This window comes from Ligilactobacillus sp. JN-6 (Y).1, assembly GCF_058111525.1.
Map to the genome: position 1 here is coordinate 873020 of NZ_CM176599.1, position 22498 is coordinate 895517.

The window sequence follows — 22498 nt, forward strand, 5'->3', positions numbered from 1 at the left end:
AATTAAACCTCCTGATAATTATAAGGTACTGGTTTTCCAAAATTCGGTGTTCCGTCTTCATTCCAAGAAAAAGCCTGAACTTTAGTATGTCTATTAGGATCATACAAAGGATCTCCCTTAATGTCTGTATAATCACGGCAATGGTAAACTAAAACGTCAGTTTCCTCATCCTCAGCAATGGTGAATGAATTATGGCCTGGACCATATTGATAAGTGGATAAATCGCTTTGAAATACAGGCTGCTTTTCTTTTTTCCAATTTGCTGAATCTAGCACGTTAGCGTTATCATCAATACTTAACATCCCCATGCAATAATTTTCATCAGTTGCACTAGCTGAATAAGTTAAGAAATATTTTCCATTTTTATGAATAATGGCTGGTCCTTCATTAACCCAGAATCCCCTTGTTTCCCATTCAAATTCTGGTTTTGTTAACATAACTGGGTCTGTTTCAAGGGTCCAGGGGTTTGCCATTTTAGAAATATAAATATTTGAATTTCCTTTAATTTGAGGATCTTTCTGGGCCCAGACATAATATAAATTCCCATTTGCTTCAAAAGTAGTCGCATCTAATGAAAATGAATCAATTGACGTTTTTATTTGACCGTGTTCTATCCAGTTATCTTCACTTTCCATCGGATCCTTTGCATCACATTCAATACAAAACATCCTATGTTGAAACATTCCATTCTCGTCGAAGTCTGTCGTTTCAGCAGCGGCAAAATAAATAAACCACTTTCCATCAATATAATGAATTTCCGGTGCCCAAATCAATTGACTCATTGGACCGCTTTCATGTTTTCGCCAAACTGTCCTAGGGGCCGCAAAAGCCAAAGCAGAGATTGTTTTTGCGCGACGGATCTCAATTAGATTATAGGCAGGGACCGAAGCAGTAAAATAATAGTAACCATCTGTATGTTTGTAAATATAAGGGTCTGCCCTTTGAATAATTAGAGGGCTAACGTACTGTCTTTCCATTTTATTTGAACACTCCCAATAACGAAATTTCTACGTAGCTATATTGTGCACGCTTTTCATAGTAATTACTTTAGCAACCGATTACAATATTCTTTTCGTTTATTTTTTTGTTTTTTTATTATAACAATAATATTTATGTGTTCTGTATATTGACATTTAACTCAAAACAAGAATAATATAAACAAAAACAATGTTATTAAAATAAAAAACAACAAAAAGGTTGGTAATAATGTGGAGCTAGATATATCGGAACGTTCTTTAGATGTTTATAAAGCTTTAGCAAGCCCAGTACGATTGGATATTATCGAGAAACTTTCACATAAAAAATTAAGTGTCCAACAGCTATCTTCTTCTTTAAATTTAAGTAGCACTATTATCCTGATGCATTTAAACAAGCTCGCTAATGCTGGTATTATTGGTTTTGAAAAAGTTGGTCATAATAAAGTTTCTTTTTTAAAGGTCGATAATATAAACATACGTTTTCCAGAGATTATTTACCCCGCCTTTGATGTCTATACCACTAATCTACCTGTGGGACAATTTACGAACTTTTCAGTCACGCCTTCTTGTGGCTTAGCTGGAAAAGAAGATTACATCGGTAAGGTCGATAATCCTGGATACTTCATGGATCCTCAAAGGGTTAACGCCGGGATGATTTGGTGGAATGAAGGTTTTATAGAATACAGATTTCCGAATTATCTTGATAAAAACGATAAACTAGAAATGGTCGATCTATCCATGGAATTAGGCTCCGAGTTTCCTTTTTCAAATAACGTTTGGCCATCAGACATTACTTTTTCTATTAATGGTATAGAAGTTGGAACTTGGACAAGCCCTGGGGATTTTTCTGATACTCGCGGTAAATATACACCATTATGGGTGCCAGATAACGTTAATCAATACGGCATCCTCAAATTATTGAGGATCACTAATCATGGAAGTTACTTAGATGGTCAACCATTCACTAATGTTTCAACTTCAGATATAGATTGGAGAGATAGTTCTATTACTCTCAAGTTTTCTATAAGGGAGAACGCTAAACATCAAGGTGGCTGTACAATTTTTGGTAAGGGCTTCGGTAATTACAATCAAGACATACAGATGAAAGTATTTTATAGTTCTTGAAATGTCAAATTAAGTTAGAAATAACATAGCTGTTTATCTGTGATGTTTTCCATGAATACCTCAATTGGTGTTTTATAATTTAATGATTTTCTTGGAATATGATTACGCCGGCTACTGACTTGTTGAACTAAAGCATTTGGTAAATTGCGAAAATCCATGCTCTTGTTGAGACCATCTCGTCTAATTAGTCCATTATTATTTTCGTTTAAGCCACGCTGGTTAGGAGCCCCAACTTCGGCAAAATAAGTACTAATATCATGCTTATTTGCGATTTCTTTCCAACCAGTGAATTCTTTACCATTATCAAAAGTAATTGACTTGAAAAGGTGTTTTGGCTGTTGGGACAACCATTGATTAAGATGTTTGTTAACGCATTCAGCCGATTTTTGTTGGATGTTTAAAATGATTTCAACTTTGGAGAGACGCTCAACTAAGGTCATAACTGCACCTTGATGTGCTTTGCCTTGGACGGTGTCTGCTTCTAAATGACCAAATTCATGTTGAAAATGAGGATAATCCTGATAGCGTTGATAAATACTTCTGCCGAGTCGGCCAGCTTTACCACGCCGTTCAACGTAACCATTTGGATGCCTTTTACCTTTCATTGGCAACAATTTCACATTGAAAACACCTCTTTGAAAAAGTCGGTATAAGGTTCTCATACTACAACTGATCTGTATCTCAGCTCGACCAATAATCGTATCAGGGGTCCAACCTAATGCGAGTTTCTGCTTAATGTATTTGGTTTCATCTTCTGGTAATTCAATTGCTTTTCGACCGCAATGAGTTTTATTAACTCGATGATTTTCTTGAAATTGACTAATTGAATTACCAGCATCTAGAAACCGGTAAACACGATAAACGGTTTCGCTGGAACGTTTAAGAGCTTTAGCGGCATGATAGGCTTTAATATCTTGTTTCCAAAAATTATATATAAAGGTTAATTCACGTGTGGTAAGATGTTTATAAGTCATTTGTGGTTACCTCTCTTTTGATTAGGGATATTCAAAAGTCTACCACAAATGGCTTTTTTATTTCTAACTTAATTTTACAAACGACGGTTAGATTAATTTATGTCTATTTCTATCCTAAAAAAGATTTGTTTTCTTAATTTTGAACAAATTTAATCCGTTATTTTTTTAATTGAAATACAAACAAAGGTGACAGAAAAAATAAATATGTAAAGTGCCCCATAATTATTAGAAGTAGAAGTCTAAAATTATGGAGCACTTTATTATTTTAGTCTTTTTTGTATCAAGATATGTTCATACATTCTCTTGTTAACGAACATATTTTGCATTTCAGCTATTCTTTTCTCTGATCCAACTTATCATTTGCCCGTTGGATCGATTAGCCCAAGCATAATAAGGGATTAAATACATGGTTTCTAAACTATTTTTTTTACTCCTTTCTTCTGTGTATAATGAGCCTCTTTCAGAGTCTTCTTGTTCCCTTTCCGCATAAGCAGCAATTGAAACAACCCCCTTTAATAAATTACTCTTATATTTAACGTCAACTTCTTTATTAGTATATATCTTATAAAGCCATAGAGGTGCATTATTATCTTCCTCTTCTGCACAATACACTAGTGGACCTCTCATTAACGCTACTTTTCCTATATTATCCTTAACCAAGTTATTAGTTTTCATAAACTTGACATCCATATCCAAAGTCAATTCTATATTCAGTTCTTTCGACATGACATCTATATAAATAAAACCATCTTCACTATCAATATAACTTTCTTGACCGTTAACTTTCAAAGTAAAATTATCTTGTGACCAACTAGGAATTCGAATTCCAAATTTGAAGTCTTCATTGCTATTTTCTATTTTATAATTAATCTTTCCATCCCAGGGAAAGTTATTAGTTTGTTTAATTATTGTTCCATTTTTTAAAGTTGTGTCATTTGCGATAAATTGGTGGCTTAGTAGCACGCCTTCTTTTTCTGTATATAAATATTGATCTATCGAGGCAATCAATCGAGCAAGATTAGCAGGGCAACAAGCACAACCGAACCAATCTGCACGATGGGTTAACACATGTGTTTTGCCTGGATTCTTTTGTGAAGCTACTGGATCCGCCTCTAACGGATTCACATAAAAGAAATGCTTCCCGTCTAATGCTATTCCGCTTAGAGCTCCATTAAATAATTCTTTTTCTAAAATATCTCCATACTCGCCCTTAGAATTGATCGATAACATCTGCTTGGCAAAGAAAGCCATTCCTACAGACGCACAAGTCTCACCATACATAGTGTCGTTTGGCAAATCATAATCATAAGTAAATGCTTCGCCCGTTGTGGTTGAGCCTATGTTGCCAGTAATATACATCCTTCTTTTCACAATATTATTCCAGAAACGGCTGCAAGCCTCTAATAAGTCCTTGTCTCCCGTTAAACGTGCAACATGTGCCATACCAGTACATAAATACACAACTCGAACTGCGTGCCCATCGGCCTTTTCCTGATCTTTAATTGGCTCTGCTGCCTGGTAATACGTTAAGGGTTGCTCTTGCATGCCTGGGATAATATCACGATCTTCAGAAGTACCATCTTTTTCAATTTGTCTATCAAAAAAGCTTGGATCTTTCCCACGTTCAGTTAAAAAGTAGTGAGCTAAATCAAGATACTTTTCTTTTTTCGTAACATCATACAATCGCGCTAAAGCCAATTCAATTTCAGGATGACCATCAACGCCGTGAATTTTACCTGATTCAGCTCCAAAATTATCATTAATGCAATTTGCCATCTTTATGGCTATATTTAAAGCCTTTTTATTTTCAGTTACTTGATAATATGCTACCCCTGCTTCAATATAATGTCCCATTGTATACAACTCATGCGACTGTTGTAATCTTTTAAATTTACGTTCTGGCGCATCAATTTGAAAATATGTTGACAAATAACCATCATCATCTTGGGCATCGGCAATTAAGTCAATCAAACTATCAGTGATTTTCTTTAAATCATCATTTGGTTGATAGTTAAAACTATAGGCAGCCGCTTCTAGCCACTTATACACATCCGTATCTTGAAAAGGAAAACCATAGTGATGTCCTTTCATCTCTCCAGCCGCAATTTTCAGATTCGCAACTGCATGACTATTTTTATCGATACCTACGTTTTGAGGATCAGAAGCAATATTTATATTTGCTTCATCATTCATTACTTTCCATTGATAGGGCAAAACTTCTTTAACAATTAATTTTCTATACCTATTCCAAAATTTCGACGTTACCTTTACATTTTTAATATTTGAATCCGTTGTAGACATTCTCAATTAAAACCCTCCTAGTATAGTAGTATACTTCTTACTTTCGTGCTTGTTCTACATGTCTTTGTCTTAAATCAGTATTAACAACCGCCTCGTGTTTTTCCCATTTACGATAAAAAATCATTATAATCAAAGCAACTGCATAAATAACAATTGGGACCCAAATAAAGGTCAATCTAATTCCGAATAAACTTTGGCTAGTTTGTTGTTGCCCTGCGACGAAACCAAAAATTTTTAAAATTTGCGAACAAATATAAGAACCCAAACCAGATCCCATTTGAATACAAAAAGAAGCAGCAATTGCCGTTAAAAAACCAGGAGCGCGAATTCCATTTTTCCACTCACCATAGTCAACAGTATCTGAAGCCATAGCAAAGAACATTGTACAAGCACTACCAGCACCAATACAAGCAATGCACCAACCAATAAGTAGCATTATTACATTGTTTCCGGAAAATCCCATCCAAATTTGACCAATAATAGTTAACCCAAGCATCAAAGCTGTTGCGCCCCATTTATGCAAATACCTCGCTACGTATGGGACCGCTAACATGCCAAGTACCTGAATAATAGAAAATCCATTAAAAACGGAAATTAAACCTTTACTGTCCATATTATATTGAAAATAATAAGCCATTGATGAATTTCTTACCATATAAGCAGCCCAATAAAGCAAATTACCAGCAACGATAAAAACCCACGGCCAATTATTTTTAGCAGCTTTAAAGCTTTCTTTAATGCTAAGGATTTTCTCACTTTCTAGGTTTTTTTCGCGCATATCCACGAAAGCCACAATTAACATTATTAAAGCAACAACTGCATAAATACCAACTGCTAATGACCAACCTTTTTGGTTATTTCCATTTCCTAAATAACTCGCTAAGGGAATAATAAATGTCACAGCAAAAAAGTTCCCCACATTTCCCATTGCCATTCTAATAGAATTAGCAGAATTTCTTTCATCAGTATCATTTGTCAAGTTAGGCAAAACAGATGTAATTGGTGTAGAAACAGCAGTATAAGATAAATCAGCTAAAACATACATGATACCAGCATAGGCAACCTTTGCTCCTCCTGATAAGTTGGGTGTCGTAAAAAGTAACCAAACAAATATTGCAAAAGGGAAAGCCATCCATAAAAACCAAGGCCGGCTTTTACCATATTTACTATTTGTATGGTCAACTAAAATTCCCATTGTCGGAGCTCCAATAGCATCAATAAACCGACCTATTAGTAATAATGTACCCGCTAGTCCAACAGACAAGCCAAAAACATCTGTGAAAAAATAAAGCATATAAGTACTAATGATACAGTACAATAAATTTCCTGCGCCATCAGTGAAAGCGTACGTTATTTTACGGTGAAAAGGAAGGTGATCGCCATCCTTTATCGTACCCACTTCGTCATCTAAAGCATTATCAGTTCCTGTATTCAAACTCATAATTTAAACCTCCAACATATCATTACCCGGGTCTGTAATCGTTAACAGTTTCAGTATAGCTATTTAAAAAAGCGCTTTAAAGGTCTATAATTTGTAAAAAGGTTACTTTTTTCGACTTCTTACTTTTCTGTTTTATTGATTTGTCCCTTATTTATGACATTTAGTAACGTTTTCCGACTATGACTTAAAAAAGGAGGCCCATTTTGTGATGCGTTATTTTACATTTGATCTGACTCAGCCCGTGTTATTTTATAAAGGGGGAGAGTTTACTTCAAAAAGCCAATGGGCACACCGTAAAATGTATCATCGTGGTGACTATGAACTCATCTTTTGTATTGAGGGCCCATTATTTTTAGAACTCGGTTCTGAAAAAATAGTACTCAAAAAAAACGATCTTTTGCTGGTCCCACCCTTTACACGCCTGGTAGGCTATAAAGAATCTTCAAATGATATTGACTTTTATTGGTTGCACTTTTTCTCAAGATTTGAGAACAATAATTTTATCGCAAACAAAGAAAAAAACTTAACTATTTTAAAAAAAACCGATTTTCACAGACAAAGGATCATCTTACCCGCATGTTTTCATATTGAAAACTTCTCTTCCGTAATGCTGGATTTTTACAAGATACTATCTATACAAAATGGTTTTTCTTATATTGATGAGCGAGACTATCTCACAACCGCTCTGCTAGTGAAACTATCAAAAATATATACTGAACAAAAAGAAACAAGCGAAATAGATAATCTAATTAGTCAAGTAAAAGAATGGATCCGTGCAAACATTAGTGCTGATTTAACAGTTGAAGAAATTGCAAACCAGTTTAATTTAAACATTGACTATATCACAAGATTATTTAAAAAAGGTACTGGCATAACACCTAAACAGTACATTACTGATTTGAAAATAAATGTAGCAAAACTTTTATTAATCCGGACAAAAATGCCGATAAAACAAATAGCCTCTGAATCCTTTTTCAATAACTCTAAAGTGTTTATGCGTTCATTTAAAAAAAGTAGCGGTGTAACCCCAACTAACTACCGCAAAAGCTATAACTTGGTACATTTAAACAATCCGCATATCGATCCACAAATTCCTATACCTAAAAGGATAGAAGATGACATTGAATTCGTCCCTAATAATGGTGATTTCGCAAAGAGATAATAAAAACACCCCCTAATTGTTAGTTTCTATGACTAACAATTAGGGGGCACTTCATCTACGATTTTTAATCCACCAAATAATACTCTCTTTTTATTTTTCTAATTGATATCTAGCTTGAAAATACTTGCCAGTTTATTTTGGGGAAGTATATTTCAGCTGATTATTAATCAGGTCATTTCCCATTTGAGTTTCCTTATTAGCATTTCCGATATAAAAACGTGCCCGCCTTTTTGGCAGACACGTTTTTTATTAATTAACTAGGTTTGAGAGCTCTTTATGCTTCATTCTTCAACTTCATGATATCACGAGCGATCATCAATTCTTCGTTTGTTGAAAGACGTAAGACTGAGACCTTAGAACCTGGTTGTGAAATTACGCCTTCATAGTTTTCAGAATTCTTAGCGTCATCATATGTCAATCCCAGGTATGCCAAGCGCTCCATGATCCGCTTACGGACTGGGATCGAATTTTCGCCAATACCAGCAGTAAAGACAATACCATCGACTCCGCCCATTTCAGCAATATACTCACCGATATACTTAACCACGTTTTTTACGAATAATTGAATAGCTAAGCTTGCACGTTCATTACCTTTTTCCTCGGCTTCCAACAAGTCTCGCATATCAGACGAAACGCCTGAGATACCGATCAAACCAGATTTATGATTCAAGATATCCAACATATCATCCATTGAGTCAATGTTTAACTTGTCCATTATATAACCCAACAAAGCTGCATCAATATCACCTGAACGAGTAGCCATTGTTACACCAGTCAATGGTGTAAAGCCCATAGAAATATCAAATGACTTCCCATCTTTAATGGCACAAACAGAAGAACCTGCTCCTAAATGACAAGTTATCAATTTAAGGTCTTCCAATGGTTTACCGATTTTTTCAGCAGCTAATTGTGAAACATATTTATGACTGATACCATGCGCACCATAACGGCGAACACCATAATCTCGATACCATTCGTAAGGAGTACTATATAAGTAATTAACAGCCGGGATCGTTTGATGGAAAGCTGTATCAAAAGATGCAACGGAAAAAGCATGTGGCAAGATCTGCTTAAATGCCTTGATCCCCATCAAGTTAGCTGGGTTATGCAATGGAGCCATATCAGCGATCTCATCAATGTGTTTGATGACATCATCATCCACGACAACGGAATGCTTAAAATATTCACCACCGGCCACAACGCGATGGCCAACGCCTGTAATTTCTTTAAGGTCTTTAACGATCCCTAAGTCCTTTAGCAAGAAAGTCAAACGATCCACGGCAACTTTATGGTCTTTAATTTCCTCTTGATTTTCATATTTTTGGCCATCACCATATTCGATTTTAATTTTTGACCCAGAAATACCGATCCGATCAACAATACCATCTGCTAATTCTTTTTCCTCTGGCATGACTAATAATTTGAATTTCAAACTTGAACTGCCTGAATTAATAACCAGCAGTTTTTCCATATGTGATCCTCTCCCTTTTTTCATTCTATACGATATTAAAATATCATAGTCCAACTACTTAATATTGTAAACGTTTAATATCTAACTTGACCATCAATAAGCTTAATTGGACCAATTACTTTTCTAACATACCATTGAAATCAGCAAAAAAACAGTATCTTGAACTAAAAATAATAAAAAATGGTCCAAAATCAAAACGAAGATTTCACACCATTAGTTATCATAAATTTTATTTTTTACGGTTTCTTAGAGCTCGTTTTTTAGCTTTTTTCAAATCACGTTCACGATCTTTTTTAGCCTGCTCTTTCGCTGCTCTTTCACGATTGATCTTAAATGGATTGTTGATCAGAAGTGTTTGGCCAACTGAAAAGGCATTGGTAACGACCCAATATAATGACAATGCAGCCGGAACATTTAAGGCAGTAACAAAAATCATCACAGGCATACCATATGTCATAGCTGCTGTCATACCTTTTTGCCCCGTATCAGGTTGAGACATCATACTTAATTTCGATGTAGCAAAGGTAAAAATAGCAGCCAAGATCGGCAAAATAATGTACGGATCTTTATCACCCAACTGCATCCATAAAAAGCTCCCGGTCTTCAATTCTTGTGATCTAAAAATAGCCTGGTACAAAGCGATCAAAACTGGCATCTGCACGATAAGTGGCAAACAACCAGCAACTGGGTTAACTCCAGCTTCAGCATATAACTTTCTTTGCTCTTCTTGCATCGCACGCATTGATTCTTGATCACGATCAGGATATTTTGCTTGTAATTCTTTTAATTGCGGTTGAATTTCCATTGTTTTCCGTGATGATTTCATTTGATAAACCATTAACGGTAAAATAATGATCCGAACAATAATTGTAAATACAATGATCCCCCAGCCAAAACTACCGCCAAAAATATTACTTAGACCCTTGATCGCGCGTACGAAGTTCCAGATAATATAATGGTCCCAAAATCCTGTACTTTGAGAAGTTACAGGATCAGTACTACATGCACTCAGCACTAATACTAAAGATAAAGCTCCAAATAAAGCAAGAGCCTTTTTCCCCTTTTTCAACGTGTTCTACCTCTCTTAAATTGAAATTCTTAACTATTAATAATATTTGCTAAAGAAAGAACATGGATCAAATGCTGTTTAACCTCAGCAGTAGACATTCCAGCAGCACTCGGACGTGCGATCACAAGAAAGTCACAATCTTGTTTAAGTTGCGGCTTTAATTCAGTCAAGCTCTGTCTGATCCGACGTTTGACCCAATTACGTGCCACTGCGTTACCTATCTTCTTACCAACTGAGATCCCCACGCGAAAATGAGACTGTTCAGCTTTTTCTAGTACATAGACAACAAACTGACGATTTGCACAAGATTTGCCTTGAGTAAAAACTTTTTGAAATTCCGCTTCTTTCTTGACGCGGTAAGATTTACGCATAATACATCTCCAAAAATAACAGAGCGGAGCAAGCCGGTTAAGTCTTGAGCATTATCGGAGTCAGACACTATAGCGCGCTTTTCAGCGATGTAATGTCTGACTTAGATAAGCGGAAAGGCTTAGCTTGCGTAGCTCGACTATGAAAACAGAGCGGAGAAAATCGTTAGACAACGAGCATTATCGGACTTGAGCCTTATAGTGCAGGCTTTGCACTGTGAGGTTCAAGTTGGATAAGCGGAATTGTCTGTTTTTCGCAGCTCGACTAATAACAGAGCGGAGCAAGCCGGTTAAGTCTTGAGCATTATCGGAGTCAGACACTATAGCGCGCTTTTCAGCGATGTAGTGCCTGACTTGGATAAGCGGAGAGACTTGGCTTGCGCAGCTCGACTATGAAAACAAAGCGGAGAAAATCGTCCAAAAGATGAGCACCAATGGACTTTGATACCACATTGCCATGTTCGCAATATGGTATCAAAGTTGACTAGACGGAATCTTATGAACATCGTAGCTCGACTAACAACAGAGCTAGCTAGCAAACCACGCCCGCTACCAACACAGCGTAATGTATTGCTAATACTAAGCTGGATTAAACACAAGGTCTATTATTGTTAAATACATCCACTCTTTTTTCTTTCAAAAACTTTGCTTAATAAAATAAAAAGACCACTGACGGTCTCAGTGATCTATGCAGACAATACTTTTCTGCCTTTACGGCGTCTACGTGCTAACACATTACGACCGTTGCTTGTACTCATGCGTTTACGGAAACCATGAACGCGTTGCCGATGGCGTTTTTTTGGTTGATAAGTTCTTTTCATTGGTTCTGACACCTCCTTGGTTTGAACTCTGATATCTTCTACTACCACAAAAAGGTAGTCACTTCAAGTTCAGACTTACTTGTCTATACTATCATATATGGCTTTAATTGCAAACAAAATTTTAAAAACACCTATTGGATGGAATGTCTAAATCAGCGTAAAAATTTCTAAGAAAAACAAGCAGAATTCCTTTAAGCGATCCAAAAGTTATCCACAGCAGTTGTTAAAAGTGTTTCTTTTCCTGTGAATTTTCTTTTTAGAATGCACACCATTTTCCCCGAAATTGTCCACAAGTCACAAGCTGTTCATAACAGTCCTGGTGTCTGTGGATTGTCTTGTTGATAACTCTCAAACTCCGCATGAGCCGTACGCAAAACACCCGTTCAGCTCTGTGGATAAGTTAAGAAAGCAAGGGGCTCATCAACTTATCCACACCCTTGTTGATAACAAGTTGAACAACCTGTTTTTTCTTCTTCTTTGTTTATGCACATTGTGGAAAACTAATCTATTCCATGCTACAATAATTGACGTGTAAATTTAATTAAAGGAGGAATGTCCAGTGCCAGATCTTGAAACTTTATGGCAATTTATTTGCGCAAAGTTCAATGAATCTTTCTCCACGATCACTTATAAGACTTGGATCGAAACTGCAAAACCTATTCAATTTGCTGATAAGACCCTTGTTGTTGAAGTCCCATCAAAGCTTCATCGTGATTACTGGACTCAAAGTGTGACCCCGCAGATTGTTGACTTGCTGGAAGAACCATTGGGTTATAAATTAACAATTTTACCAAAGACCCCCGATGAACCTAATCCATTGGAAGCGTACGACCCGACCGAAAACTTATCCACTGAAAATTTAACTTCAGAAGATGCAAGTGAAACTCCATCTAAGGTTTTTGTCAAAGACGCTCAACTAAATGAACGTTATACCTTCGATACGTTCGTGGTAGGGAAAGGGAACCAATTAGCTCATGCTGCTGCTTTAGCAGTTGCTGAAGAACCCGGCGTCTTTTATAACCCACTATTTTTCTATGGTGGTGTTGGCTTAGGTAAAACGCATTTAATGCATGCTATCGGTCATCAAATGTTAGAGAATCGTCCAAACGCTAAAGTCAAATATGTAACAAGCGAATCCTTTGCCAACGACTTCATCAACTCTATCCAAACAAAACGGCAAGAAGAATTCAGGCAGGAATACCGGAATGTTGATCTTTTATTAGTTGATGATATTCAGTTTTTCGCTGACAAAGTTGGTACCCAAGAAGAATTTTTCCATACATTTAACGCCTTATATGATGACAAAAAACAAATCGTACTTTCGTCAGACCGTTTGCCTAATGAGATCCCTAAGTTACAACAACGCTTGGTCTCTCGGTTTAAGTGGGGCTTATCAGTTGACATAACACCACCAGATTTTGAAACACGTATTGCGATCTTGCGCAATAAGGCAGAAAGCGAACATTTAGATATCCCTAGCGAAACTTTAAGCTATATCGCCGGTCAGTTTGATTCTAATATTCGAGAACTAGAAGGTGCTTTAATGCGTGTTCAAGCCTATTCTTCCATGAATCATACTAAAATCACAACTAGTTTAGCAGCTGAATCTCTCAAGAGTTTAAACGGTAAAGACCATAATAATAAACTCACGATCCCAGCAATACAAAACAAAGTTGCCAAGTATTATAACGTGTCTGTTAATGAACTTAAGGGTAAAAAAAGGGTAAAAGCAATCGTTGTTCCAAGGCAAGTAGCGATGTTTTTATCTCGAGAACTAACTGATTCTTCTCTCCCTCGCATCGGCCAAGAATTCGGTGGTAAAGATCATACCACGGTACTCCATGCGTGCGAAAAAATAACAGAGACTTTGGCAGACGATCCAGGATTAGAACATGAAATTAATGAATTGAAAGCAGAATTACAAGTTTAAAGAAAAATTTTTAACAGTTCTTGTTACAAATTACGTATTTAAAACAGATAAGCGAAGTGACCGTTACTTTTGCACCTGTGGATAACTGTGGAAAACTTCTGACTTTTATCCACATGTTATTAACAAGCAATTTTACTATTTCCTTTACTTTATCCTACTTATCAACATAAATAACAGGCCCTACTACTACGACTACTTTTATTATTAATTAATAATATAAAAACAGGAGGATATCATTCTATGAAATTCAGTATTCGCAGAAATACCTTCATTGCTTCTTTGAACGATTCTCAAAGAGCAATTTCATCCAAAACAGCGATCGATGTATTAACTGGTATTAAAATCACTCTATCAGCAAGTAAATTAACCTTAACTGGTAGTGATGCAGACATCTCGATCGAAACTGTTATCTCTCAAGATGATGAAAAAGCAGCTTTACAAATCGATGAACCAGGCAGCATTGTCTTGCCAGCACGCTTCTTTAATGAGGTCGTAAAAAAATTACCCGAAGATATAATGACGATCAGTGTAGATGAAAGATTCCAAGCAACTATTACTTCTGGGCAAGCTGAATTTACTATCAATGGTTTAGACTCCGAAACCTACCCTCATTTACCAGAGATCGATGCTGAAGATAAATTAGTTATAGCTGCAGATATTTTAAAAAAAGTGATCACACAAACCGTTATTGCCATTTCTACACAAGAAAGTCGCCCGATATTGACAGGTATTCATTTAGTGTATAGTAACGGAGAATTACTAGCTGTTGCTACTGATTCTCACCGTTTAAGCCAACGAAAAATTGCCTTGAACGATGCGGGAACTAAGGATTACGACATCATTGTTCCTGGAAAATCTTTAAATGAATTGGCCAAAATGTTAAGTGACACGAGCGAAAATGTAGAGATCCGTATTGCCGAAAATCAAATCTTATTTACTTTTGCAAATACTTCTTTCTATTCACGCTTATTAGAAGGAAATTACCCAGATACAGATCGTTTGATCCCACAAAGTTCAGAAACAACAGTAGAATTTAACGCGGTTGACCTACTACATTCAATTGAACGTGCTTCACTGTTGTCACATGAAGGACGTAATAACGTTGTTAAGTTATCGCTAAAGGCCGGGGAACAAAAGGCCGTTATCTACGGTAATTCTCCCGAGATCGGCAATGTAGAAGAAGACCTTGCATTCAAGAGACTTGAAGGAAATGACTTGGAGATCTCCTTTAACCCAGATTATATGAAAGATGCTTTATCTTCATTTGGTCAAACGGATATCATAATGTCGCTAACATTGCCGCTACGTCCGTTTACATTAGTTCCAACCGAAGATGGGACTGATTTCGTACAACTGATCACGCCAGTTAGAACATTTTAGTTAAGTTGGTATGGTAAAAAATTATTTTTTTATGGGCTCTTAAGATATGAGTCCATTTTTTTTAGCTTAGAGAAGTTTCTAAGACATTTTAAGAGTTCAAGTAGCTATTCTATCCAGATATAGTCAAAATTGCTTAGAATGGATATATAGCCCAATAAAATTGTTTTAAGTGGAAAAAAAAGGTATAATTAAGAGGTAACTTATAGAAAGTGAGGATCGTTTTTTTGAAACAAGAAATATCTTTAAAAACACCTTACATAACTCTCGGACAACTTTTGAAGATCGCTAATTTGATTCAAACTGGTGGACAGGCTAAATGGTTCTTGTCAAAAAACGATGTTTATGTAAATGGTGTGCTTGATTCACGGCGAGGCAAAAAGCTTTATGCCGATGATGTGGTCAAAATCAATGACGTAATGATCAAACTTAAAGCTGGAAAGTAATTATGTTTTTACAAAAGCTTCATCTTAAAAATTTTAGGAATTATTCAGAGGCTTTACTAAACTTTTCCCCTGGTATCAATGTCTTGCTAGGACAAAATGCTCAAGGAAAGACTAATTTGTTAGAATCAATTTATGTTTTAGCAACGGCCCGTAGTCATCGAACGGCTAATGACCGTGAGTTGATCCGTTTTGGTAATAATGATGCTGATATTCAAGGTTTGGTGCATCGGCGTGCTGATGAGCTTCCTTTAGAGCTTGAACTGGGTAAACGTGGTAAAAAGGCCCGTATAAATCATTTGGAGCAAGCTAAGCTTTCACAATACGTTGGCCAGTTGAACGTTATCTTATTTGCTCCTGAAGATCTATCTTTAGTGAAGGGAAGTCCAACAGGAAGACGGCGCTTCATTGATATGGAATTTGGCCAGATCGCCCCGCGATATCTTCATGATTTAAGTGCATACCGAGATGTTTTAAAACAGAGAAATCATTATCTGAAATCATTAAATATGCACCAGACAAGTGATCGGGTCTATTTGGATGTTTTGTCTGAACAGCTGTCTTCATTTGGCGGTAGTATCATGGCACAGCGACAAACTTTTTTAAATGAATTGGAGAAATATGCTCAAAAATTACATTTGTCGATCACCCAAGGGCAAGAAAAACTGTCATTCGAATATGAATCAAAGTTGAAAAATATAGAAGACTATTCCGAAAAAGAATTACAGCAGCTAATGTACGAGCAACTCAAAGAACAGTATGAAAAAGAAATTTTTCAAGGTACGACTTTGATCGGTCCACATAGAGACGACATTAAATTTTTGATCAATGATAAAAATGTTCAGACCTATGGCTCTCAAGGCCAACAACGAACCACGGCATTGTCAGTTAAATTAGCTGAAATAGATGTGATGAAGGAACAAACAGGTGAATACCCTTTATTACTTTTGGATGATGTTTTATCTGAATTGGATGGGCAACGCCAGACGCATTTATTAAAGACTATTCAAAACAAAGTACAAACGTTTTTAACAGCACCAGCAATGAATGATGTAGCTAGAAACCTGATCAAAGCGCCTAAAATTTTCACTATTAACCAGGGACATGTAGCTGAAACGACAGCTAATGGTGAGCTAGTTTTAAAAACGACCACTTATTATCCACGTGGTGATAATGAACAAGATAAATTTAATTTAAGCTAGTTTTGAAGGTTATAAAGAACAAACAATTAATGCAGTTGGTCTGTCCGAGGATCAGCTGTGGCTTTTTGTTAGTGGTATGACTTAGATAATAAGGAGGATATCAATTGACTGACGAAGAAAAAGAAGTAGAAGCCAAAGAGAAACAGGCAAGTGAATATGATGCTAGTCAAATACAAGTTTTAGAAGGGCTAGAAGCGGTTCGCAAACGTCCCGGAATGTATATTGGCTCAACAAGTACTCAAGGATTACATCACTTGGTTTGGGAAATAATCGATAATGGTATTGATGAAGCCCTAGCCGGTTTTTGTGATGAGATCAATGTTATCGTTGAAAAAGATAATAGTATTACGGTTAAGGATAATGGACGTGGGATCCCTGTTGATATTCAAAAGAAGACGGGACGCCCAGCTGTTGAAACTGTTTATACGATCCTACACGCTGGCGGTAAGTTTGGCGGTGGCGGATATAAGGTATCTGGTGGCCTGCATGGTGTGGGTGCCTCAGTTGTCAATGCACTTTCTTCTGACTTAGAAGTACGAGTAAAACGTGGTGGAGATACAAATGTGTATGCGATGGATTTTGCTTTTGGTAAAGTCAAAACACAATTGCATGTTGTTGGCCAAACTAGTGAGCATACTCACGGAACAGAGGTCCATTTCAAGCCTGACACTGATATTTTTACGGAAACTAATGTTTATGATATTAAAGTTTTGACTACTCGGATCCGTGAACTGGCCTTTTTAAATAAGGGATTAAAGCTAACTGTCACCGATCAACGGCCTGATAAACCAACGTTTGAAGAATTTCATTATGCTGGTGGGATCAAACATTACGTTGAATTCTTAAATAAAGGAAAAGAAGTCCTTTTCCCAGAGCCAGTATATGTTGAAGGTGAAATGAATGGTATCACGGTTGAGGTTTCATTACAGTATACGGATGATTTTCATTCAAACTTATTGACTTTTACTAACAACATCCATACGTATGAAGGCGGGACTCACGAAGCTGGTTTTAAGACTGCTTTGACCAGAGTGATCAACGATTATGCTAGAAAACAAGGTATCTTAAAAGACAGCGATGATAATCTTTCTGGAGAAGATGTACGAGAAGGGATCACAGCGGTGGTTTCTGTTAAGCATCCGGATCCGCAATTTGAAGGACAAACGAAGACTAAACTGGGAAATTCAGATGCTAGAACGGCTACAGATAAGTTATTTAGTGAAACATTCTCGCAGTTTATGTTTGAGAACCCAACGACTGCAAAACAGATCGTGGAAAAGGGTTCTTTGGCCGCTAAAGCTCGTGTTGCTGCCAGACGTGCCCGTGAGGTAACACGCAAAAAGAATGGCTTAGAGATTTCTAACTTGCCTGGTAAGTTAGCCGATAATACAAGCAAGGATCCTGAAATTTCAGAATTGTTTATTGTTGAGGGTGATTCTGCGGGCGGATCTGCTAAACAAGGACGTTCACGTTTGACACAGGCCATTTTGCCGATCCGTGGTAAAATTTTAAACGTTGAAAAAGCCAGTTTAGACCGCATTTTAGCCAATGAGGAGATTCGTTCGTTGTTTACGGCGCTGGGAACAGGTTTTGGCGAAGAATTCGATGTTAGCAAGGCAAATTATCATAAACTGATCATCATGACCGATGCCGACGTTGATGGCGCTCATATCAGAACTTTGCTGTTAACGTTATTCTATCGGTTTATGAAACCAATGATAGATGCAGGTTATGTTTATATTGCTCAGCCGCCTTTGTATCAAGTTCGACAGGGTAAAATGGTCAGATACATTGATTCTGATGAGGAATTGCAAGATATTTTGTCGCAATTGTCACCATCTCCAAAGCCATCTATCCAACGATATAAAGGTTTAGGTGAAATGGATGCTGATCAATTGTGGGAAACTACGATGAATCCAGAAAATCGGCGGATGATGCGTGTGTCACTGTCGGATGCTGAAGAAGCCAATAGTGTCTTCGAAATGCTAATGGGAGACCAAGTTGGACCAAGACGACAATTTATTGAAGAAAATGCCACATATGTTGAGAATTTAGATGCATAATTATTTCCCGGGAAATAAATTTCAACTGGGAGTAAAATAGGAGGTCAGAAAGTTGGTAGATATACCAGATCGAGTTAAGAATGTCGATTTATCCAAGGTAATGCAGAACTCTTTCCTTGATTATGCAATGAGTGTTATTGTTGCACGTGCTTTGCCTGATGTTCGAGATGGACTAAAGCCTGTTCATCGTCGAATTTTATACGGGATGAACGAGTTGGGTGTCACACCGGAAAAGCCGTATAAGAAGTCTGCTAGGATCGTTGGAGAAGTCATGGGTAAATTTCATCCACATGGTGATTCGGCAATTTATGAATCTATGGTGCGGATGGCACAAGATTTCAGCTATCGTTACATGTTGGTCGATGGGCATGGGAACTTTGGTTCGGTCGATGGTGATGGTGCTGCAGCTATGCGTTACACTGAAGCACGGATGTCGAAGATCACGCTAGAGATGTTGCGCGATATCAATAAAGATACGATCGATTTCGAACCAAACTATGATGGGACTGAAAGAGAACCCAAAGTTTTACCAGCACGTTTTCCAAATTTGCTAGTAAACGGAGCTACGGGGATCGCCGTTGGGATGACAACAAATATTCCACCGCATAACTTGGCAGAAGTCGTTTCTGCATTGCATATTCTGATGGATGATCCTGATGCCACAGTTGCTGATCTGATGGAGGCCATCCCAGGCCCAGATTTTCCTACTGGGGGGATAGTCATGGGTAAATCTGGGATCCGCAAGGCATATGAGACAGGCCATGGGCATATAGTTTTGCGAGCTAAGGTCGATATTCAAGAGGAAAAAAACGGTCGTGAACGAATTATTGTTAATGAATTGCCGTATATGGTCAACAAAGCTCGCTTGATCGAACGTATTGCAGAATTAGCTCGGGAGCATAAAATCGAGGGCATTACTGATATCAAAGATGAGTCTGATCGTGAAGGTATGCGGATCACTATCGATATTAGGCGTGACGTTAGTGCTTCAGTCGTTTTAAACAATTTGTATAAATTAACTTTAATGCAGTCGTCGTTTGGCTTTAATATGTTGGCGATCGTTGACGGTACTCCAAAGATCCTTAGCTTGAAGCAAATCTTACAGTATTACTTAAAACACCAAGAAGAAGTTATTCGCCGTCGGACTGAGTTTGATTTAAAGAAGGCTAAAGCCCGTGCGCATATACTTGAAGGGTTGCGGATCGCTTTAGATCATATCCAGGCGATCATTGATATCATTCGCAGCTCACAGAGTGGTGATATCGCTAAAGATCGTTTGATGAATGAATATCAATTAAGTGACAAACAAGCTCAAGCTATCTTAGATATGCGGTTGGTAAGATTGACCGGCTTGGAACGGGATAAAGTCGAAAATGATTATAAAAAGACGATGGACGCTATTGCTGATTATGAGGATATTTTGGCTCATACTGAGCGCATCAACCAAATTATTTACGAGGAACTTTTACAGATCCAAGAAAAGTTTGGCGATGACCGGCGTACTGAACTGCTTGTCGGTGATGTGACAAGTATTGAAGATGAAGACTTGATCGAAGAAGAATCAGTCGTCGTTACTTTAACTCACAACGGCTATATCAAACGCGTTCCAACTAGTGAATTCAAGGCACAAAATCGTGGAGGACGAGGTATTCAAGGAATGGGTGTCCATGAAGGAGACTTTATTGAGCATTTGATAGCTACTTCGACTCATGATGAACTATTGTTCTTTACCAATACTGGTAAAGTTTATAGCTCTAAAGGATATCAGATCCCTGAATATGGACGTTCAGCCAAGGGGATCCCAGTGATCAATATGTTAAATATTGCCTCGGACGAGAAGGTTGCTACAGTGGTCACTGTTTCTAAAAAAGATAAAGAAAACGCCGATACGGATAATAAGTTTTTGTTCTTTACCACTAAAAACGGTGTAGTTAAACGGACAGTTGTTTCAGAATTCTTGAATATTCGCAAGAATGGTTTAAAAGCTATTACTTTGCGTGATGATGATGAATTGATTGGTGTTTCGCAAACAAATGGCGCACAAAATATTATCATTGGAACACATCAAGGATTCGCTGTTTCTTTCGCCGAAGATAACGTTCGCTCCATGGGTCGTTCAGCTGCAGGTGTGCGAGGTATTCGTTTAGGTAGCGATGATTATGTGATCGGAGCTGATATTTTAAGCCCTGATAGTAGGGTTTTTGTTATTTCGGAACAAGGATACGGCAAACAAACTCCTGCTAGTGAATATGCAGTTCATGGCCGTGGCGGTAAAGGTGTCAAGACAGTCAACATTACTCCTAAAAATGGTCCACTGGTCGGTTTAACAACTGTGTCTGGTGATGAAGATATTATGGTCATTACTAATAAAGGCGTGTTGATCCGTTTTGCTATTGCTAATGTTTCAACAACTGGCCGTTCAGCACTCGGAGTACATTTGATCAACTTGGATGAAGATTCCTTTGTATCTACAATGGCCAAGGTTGAACCTAAAGAAATTGAAGAAACAGTGGCAGATGAACAAAATAATTCAGAAGCAGATCCTGCCCAATTAGAAACGGAAGAAAATAATACAAATAAGGACGATTTGGACTAAAAATCAAATTAGAAAGTAAAAAAAGATTTTTTTTGCGTATATATATTATGTAGCGTAAATCAAGTGGTCAGGAACAAAACAGTTAATAAAAAAGCAAACTAAGTGGCTTAAATTTTAGTTTTTGGACGGCTGTTAGCTGCTGGGCTCGTTTGTTTTAAGCGGTTATTGCAAATGAAATATAAACGTGTTATAATTCTAATTCGTGAGTATCTAAGCATTTTAGATTACTCTCCTTGTCCTCTACGTTAGGATAGGGGGCCAAAAGTCCATAAGGAGGTGTAAACAGTCATGACAAATTATGAAATTACCTACATTATCAGCCCTGCTATTGATGAACCTGCCAAAAATGATTTGGTAGAACGTTTCGATAACGTTTTGAAGAGCAACGGTGCAGAAGTTGTAGATTCAAAAGACTGGTCTAAGCGTCGTTTTGCTTACGAAATTGGTGGGTTTACAGAAGGTATCTACCACGTTGTAAACGCCAAAGCAGACAATGCTGACGCAGTGAATGAATTTGATCGTCTTGCTAAATTCAATGACGGGATCTTACGTCATATGATCGTTAAACGTGAAGCTTAATTTTTTTAAAATCAGAAGGGGGAACGAATTTTGATCAATAGAGCCGTATTAGTCGGACGACTGACCCGTGATCCTGATTTGCGTTACACATCTTCCGGAGCTGCTGTTGCATCCTTCACAGTTGCTGTCGATCGTCCGTTTACAAATCGTTCAGGTGAACGAGAGGCCGATTTCATTAATTGTGTTATTTGGAGGAAAGCAGCTGAAAACTTTGCTAATTTTACCCATAAGGGTTCAATGATCGGAATTGATGGACGGATCCAAACACGTTCATATGAAAATCAGCAAGGGAACCGTGTGTTTGTAACAGAGATCGTTGTTGATAATTTTGCGTTACTCGAGTCTAAAGCTCAGTCTGAGCAGTATCGTCAACAACATCCTAGTTCTCAGGGGAACAATTCTGCTCCTTCTTCACAATATTCATCACAACAGAATAACAATCCGTATGGCAATCCTAATGCTAATAATAATCAAGGTGGTTATCAGGATCAGAATAATTCTAATTCCGATAATGATCGTGATCCATTTGCAGATAATGGCCAACAGATCGATATTTCTGATGATGACTTACCATTCTAAGTAACTGGAGGAGGGAAAAA

18 protein-coding genes are annotated in these 22498 nt (G+C 37.3%); 10 read left to right on the forward strand and 8 right to left on the reverse strand.

The genetic code is table 11. The features are described from left to right. Positions 1-2: 2 nt before the first annotated feature. Positions 3-977, reverse strand: coding sequence for a glycoside hydrolase family 43 protein (locus AC3XNE_RS04130; protein ID WP_489833049.1), 975 nt, complete (start codon positions 975-977; stop codon positions 3-5). 231 nt (positions 978-1208) lie between these two features. Here AC3XNE_RS04130 and AC3XNE_RS04135 point away from each other — a divergent pair, with 231 nt between their 5' ends. Beyond that, positions 1209-2102, forward strand: a complete 894-nt coding sequence (locus tag AC3XNE_RS04135) for an ArsR/SmtB family transcription factor (protein WP_489833050.1) — start codon at positions 1209-1211, stop codon at positions 2100-2102. A 14-nt stretch (positions 2103-2116) separates the two neighbouring features. Here the strand turns inward: AC3XNE_RS04135 and AC3XNE_RS04140 are convergent, their stop codons facing one another. From AC3XNE_RS04140 to AC3XNE_RS04150, 3 genes are all read right to left on the reverse strand, one after another. After that, on the reverse strand, positions 2117-3076 hold the full coding sequence (locus tag AC3XNE_RS04140) for an IS30 family transposase (RefSeq protein WP_010500073.1): 960 nt from the start codon (positions 3074-3076) through the stop codon (positions 2117-2119). 327 nt (positions 3077-3403) lie between these two features. Then, entirely contained in the window at positions 3404-5377 is a 1974-nt protein-coding gene (locus AC3XNE_RS04145; RefSeq protein ID WP_489833051.1) for a glycoside hydrolase family 127 protein, read from the reverse strand. Positions 5378-5414: 37 nt separating this feature from the next. After that, on the reverse strand, positions 5415-6818 hold the full coding sequence (locus AC3XNE_RS04150) for an MFS transporter (protein WP_489833052.1): 1404 nt from the start codon (positions 6816-6818) through the stop codon (positions 5415-5417). Between the two features lie 208 nt (positions 6819-7026). Between AC3XNE_RS04150 and AC3XNE_RS04155 the strand changes: the two genes are divergently transcribed. Continuing rightward, on the forward strand, positions 7027-7980 hold the full coding sequence (locus tag AC3XNE_RS04155) for a helix-turn-helix domain-containing protein (protein WP_489833368.1): 954 nt from the start codon (positions 7027-7029) through the stop codon (positions 7978-7980). Positions 7981-8254: 274 nt separating this feature from the next. On the opposite strand, the gene AC3XNE_RS04160 is transcribed toward AC3XNE_RS04155, so the two are convergent. From AC3XNE_RS04160 to rpmH, 4 genes are all read right to left on the reverse strand, one after another. Further along, the gene (locus AC3XNE_RS04160; protein ID WP_489833053.1) at positions 8255-9451 is read right to left on the reverse strand and encodes an acetate/propionate family kinase; all 1197 of its coding nucleotides are present in this window, start codon (positions 9449-9451) and stop codon (positions 8255-8257) included. Positions 9452-9680: 229 nt separating this feature from the next. After that, the gene (locus tag AC3XNE_RS04165; protein ID WP_489833054.1) at positions 9681-10520 is read right to left on the reverse strand and encodes a YidC/Oxa1 family membrane protein insertase; all 840 of its coding nucleotides are present in this window, start codon (positions 10518-10520) and stop codon (positions 9681-9683) included. Positions 10521-10549: 29 nt separating this feature from the next. Further along, entirely contained in the window at positions 10550-10891 is a 342-nt protein-coding gene (gene rnpA, locus AC3XNE_RS04170) for a ribonuclease P protein component (protein ID WP_489833055.1), read from the reverse strand. 683 nt (positions 10892-11574) lie between these two features. Then, on the reverse strand, positions 11575-11709 hold the full coding sequence (rpmH, locus tag AC3XNE_RS04175) for a 50S ribosomal protein L34 (RefSeq protein ID WP_003701411.1): 135 nt from the start codon (positions 11707-11709) through the stop codon (positions 11575-11577). 559 nt (positions 11710-12268) lie between these two features. Between rpmH and dnaA the strand changes: the two genes are divergently transcribed. The 8 genes from dnaA (at position 12269) to ssb (ending at position 22478) form a co-directional block, all read left to right on the forward strand. Then, complete coding sequence (gene dnaA, locus AC3XNE_RS04180; RefSeq protein WP_489833056.1) at positions 12269-13639, forward strand: chromosomal replication initiator protein DnaA; 1371 nt, start codon at positions 12269-12271, stop codon at positions 13637-13639. 240 nt (positions 13640-13879) lie between these two features. Then, entirely contained in the window at positions 13880-15019 is a 1140-nt protein-coding gene (gene dnaN, locus AC3XNE_RS04185; RefSeq protein WP_489833057.1) for a DNA polymerase III subunit beta, read from the forward strand. A 224-nt stretch (positions 15020-15243) separates the two neighbouring features. Continuing rightward, a complete protein-coding gene (gene yaaA, locus AC3XNE_RS04190; protein ID WP_489833058.1) occupies positions 15244-15462 on the forward strand; it encodes a S4 domain-containing protein YaaA in 219 nt (72 codons plus the stop codon). A 2-nt stretch (positions 15463-15464) separates the two neighbouring features. Continuing rightward, the gene (gene recF / locus AC3XNE_RS04195) at positions 15465-16661 is read left to right on the forward strand and encodes a DNA replication/repair protein RecF (protein WP_489833059.1); all 1197 of its coding nucleotides are present in this window, start codon (positions 15465-15467) and stop codon (positions 16659-16661) included. Between the two features lie 104 nt (positions 16662-16765). After that, a complete protein-coding gene (gene gyrB, locus AC3XNE_RS04200) occupies positions 16766-18724 on the forward strand; it encodes a DNA topoisomerase (ATP-hydrolyzing) subunit B (protein ID WP_489833060.1) in 1959 nt (652 codons plus the stop codon). A gap of 52 nt (positions 18725-18776) precedes the next feature. Further along, a complete protein-coding gene (gyrA, locus tag AC3XNE_RS04205; protein WP_489833061.1) occupies positions 18777-21320 on the forward strand; it encodes a DNA gyrase subunit A in 2544 nt (847 codons plus the stop codon). Between the two features lie 288 nt (positions 21321-21608). Then, positions 21609-21899 carry a 30S ribosomal protein S6 gene (rpsF, locus tag AC3XNE_RS04210; RefSeq protein ID WP_489833062.1) on the forward strand — a complete coding sequence of 97 codons (291 nt, stop codon included), beginning with the start codon at positions 21609-21611 and terminating at the stop codon, positions 21897-21899. 30 nt (positions 21900-21929) lie between these two features. Beyond that, positions 21930-22478, forward strand: coding sequence for a single-stranded DNA-binding protein (ssb, locus tag AC3XNE_RS04215; protein ID WP_489833063.1), 549 nt, complete (start codon positions 21930-21932; stop codon positions 22476-22478). Positions 22479-22498 lie beyond the last annotated feature (20 nt).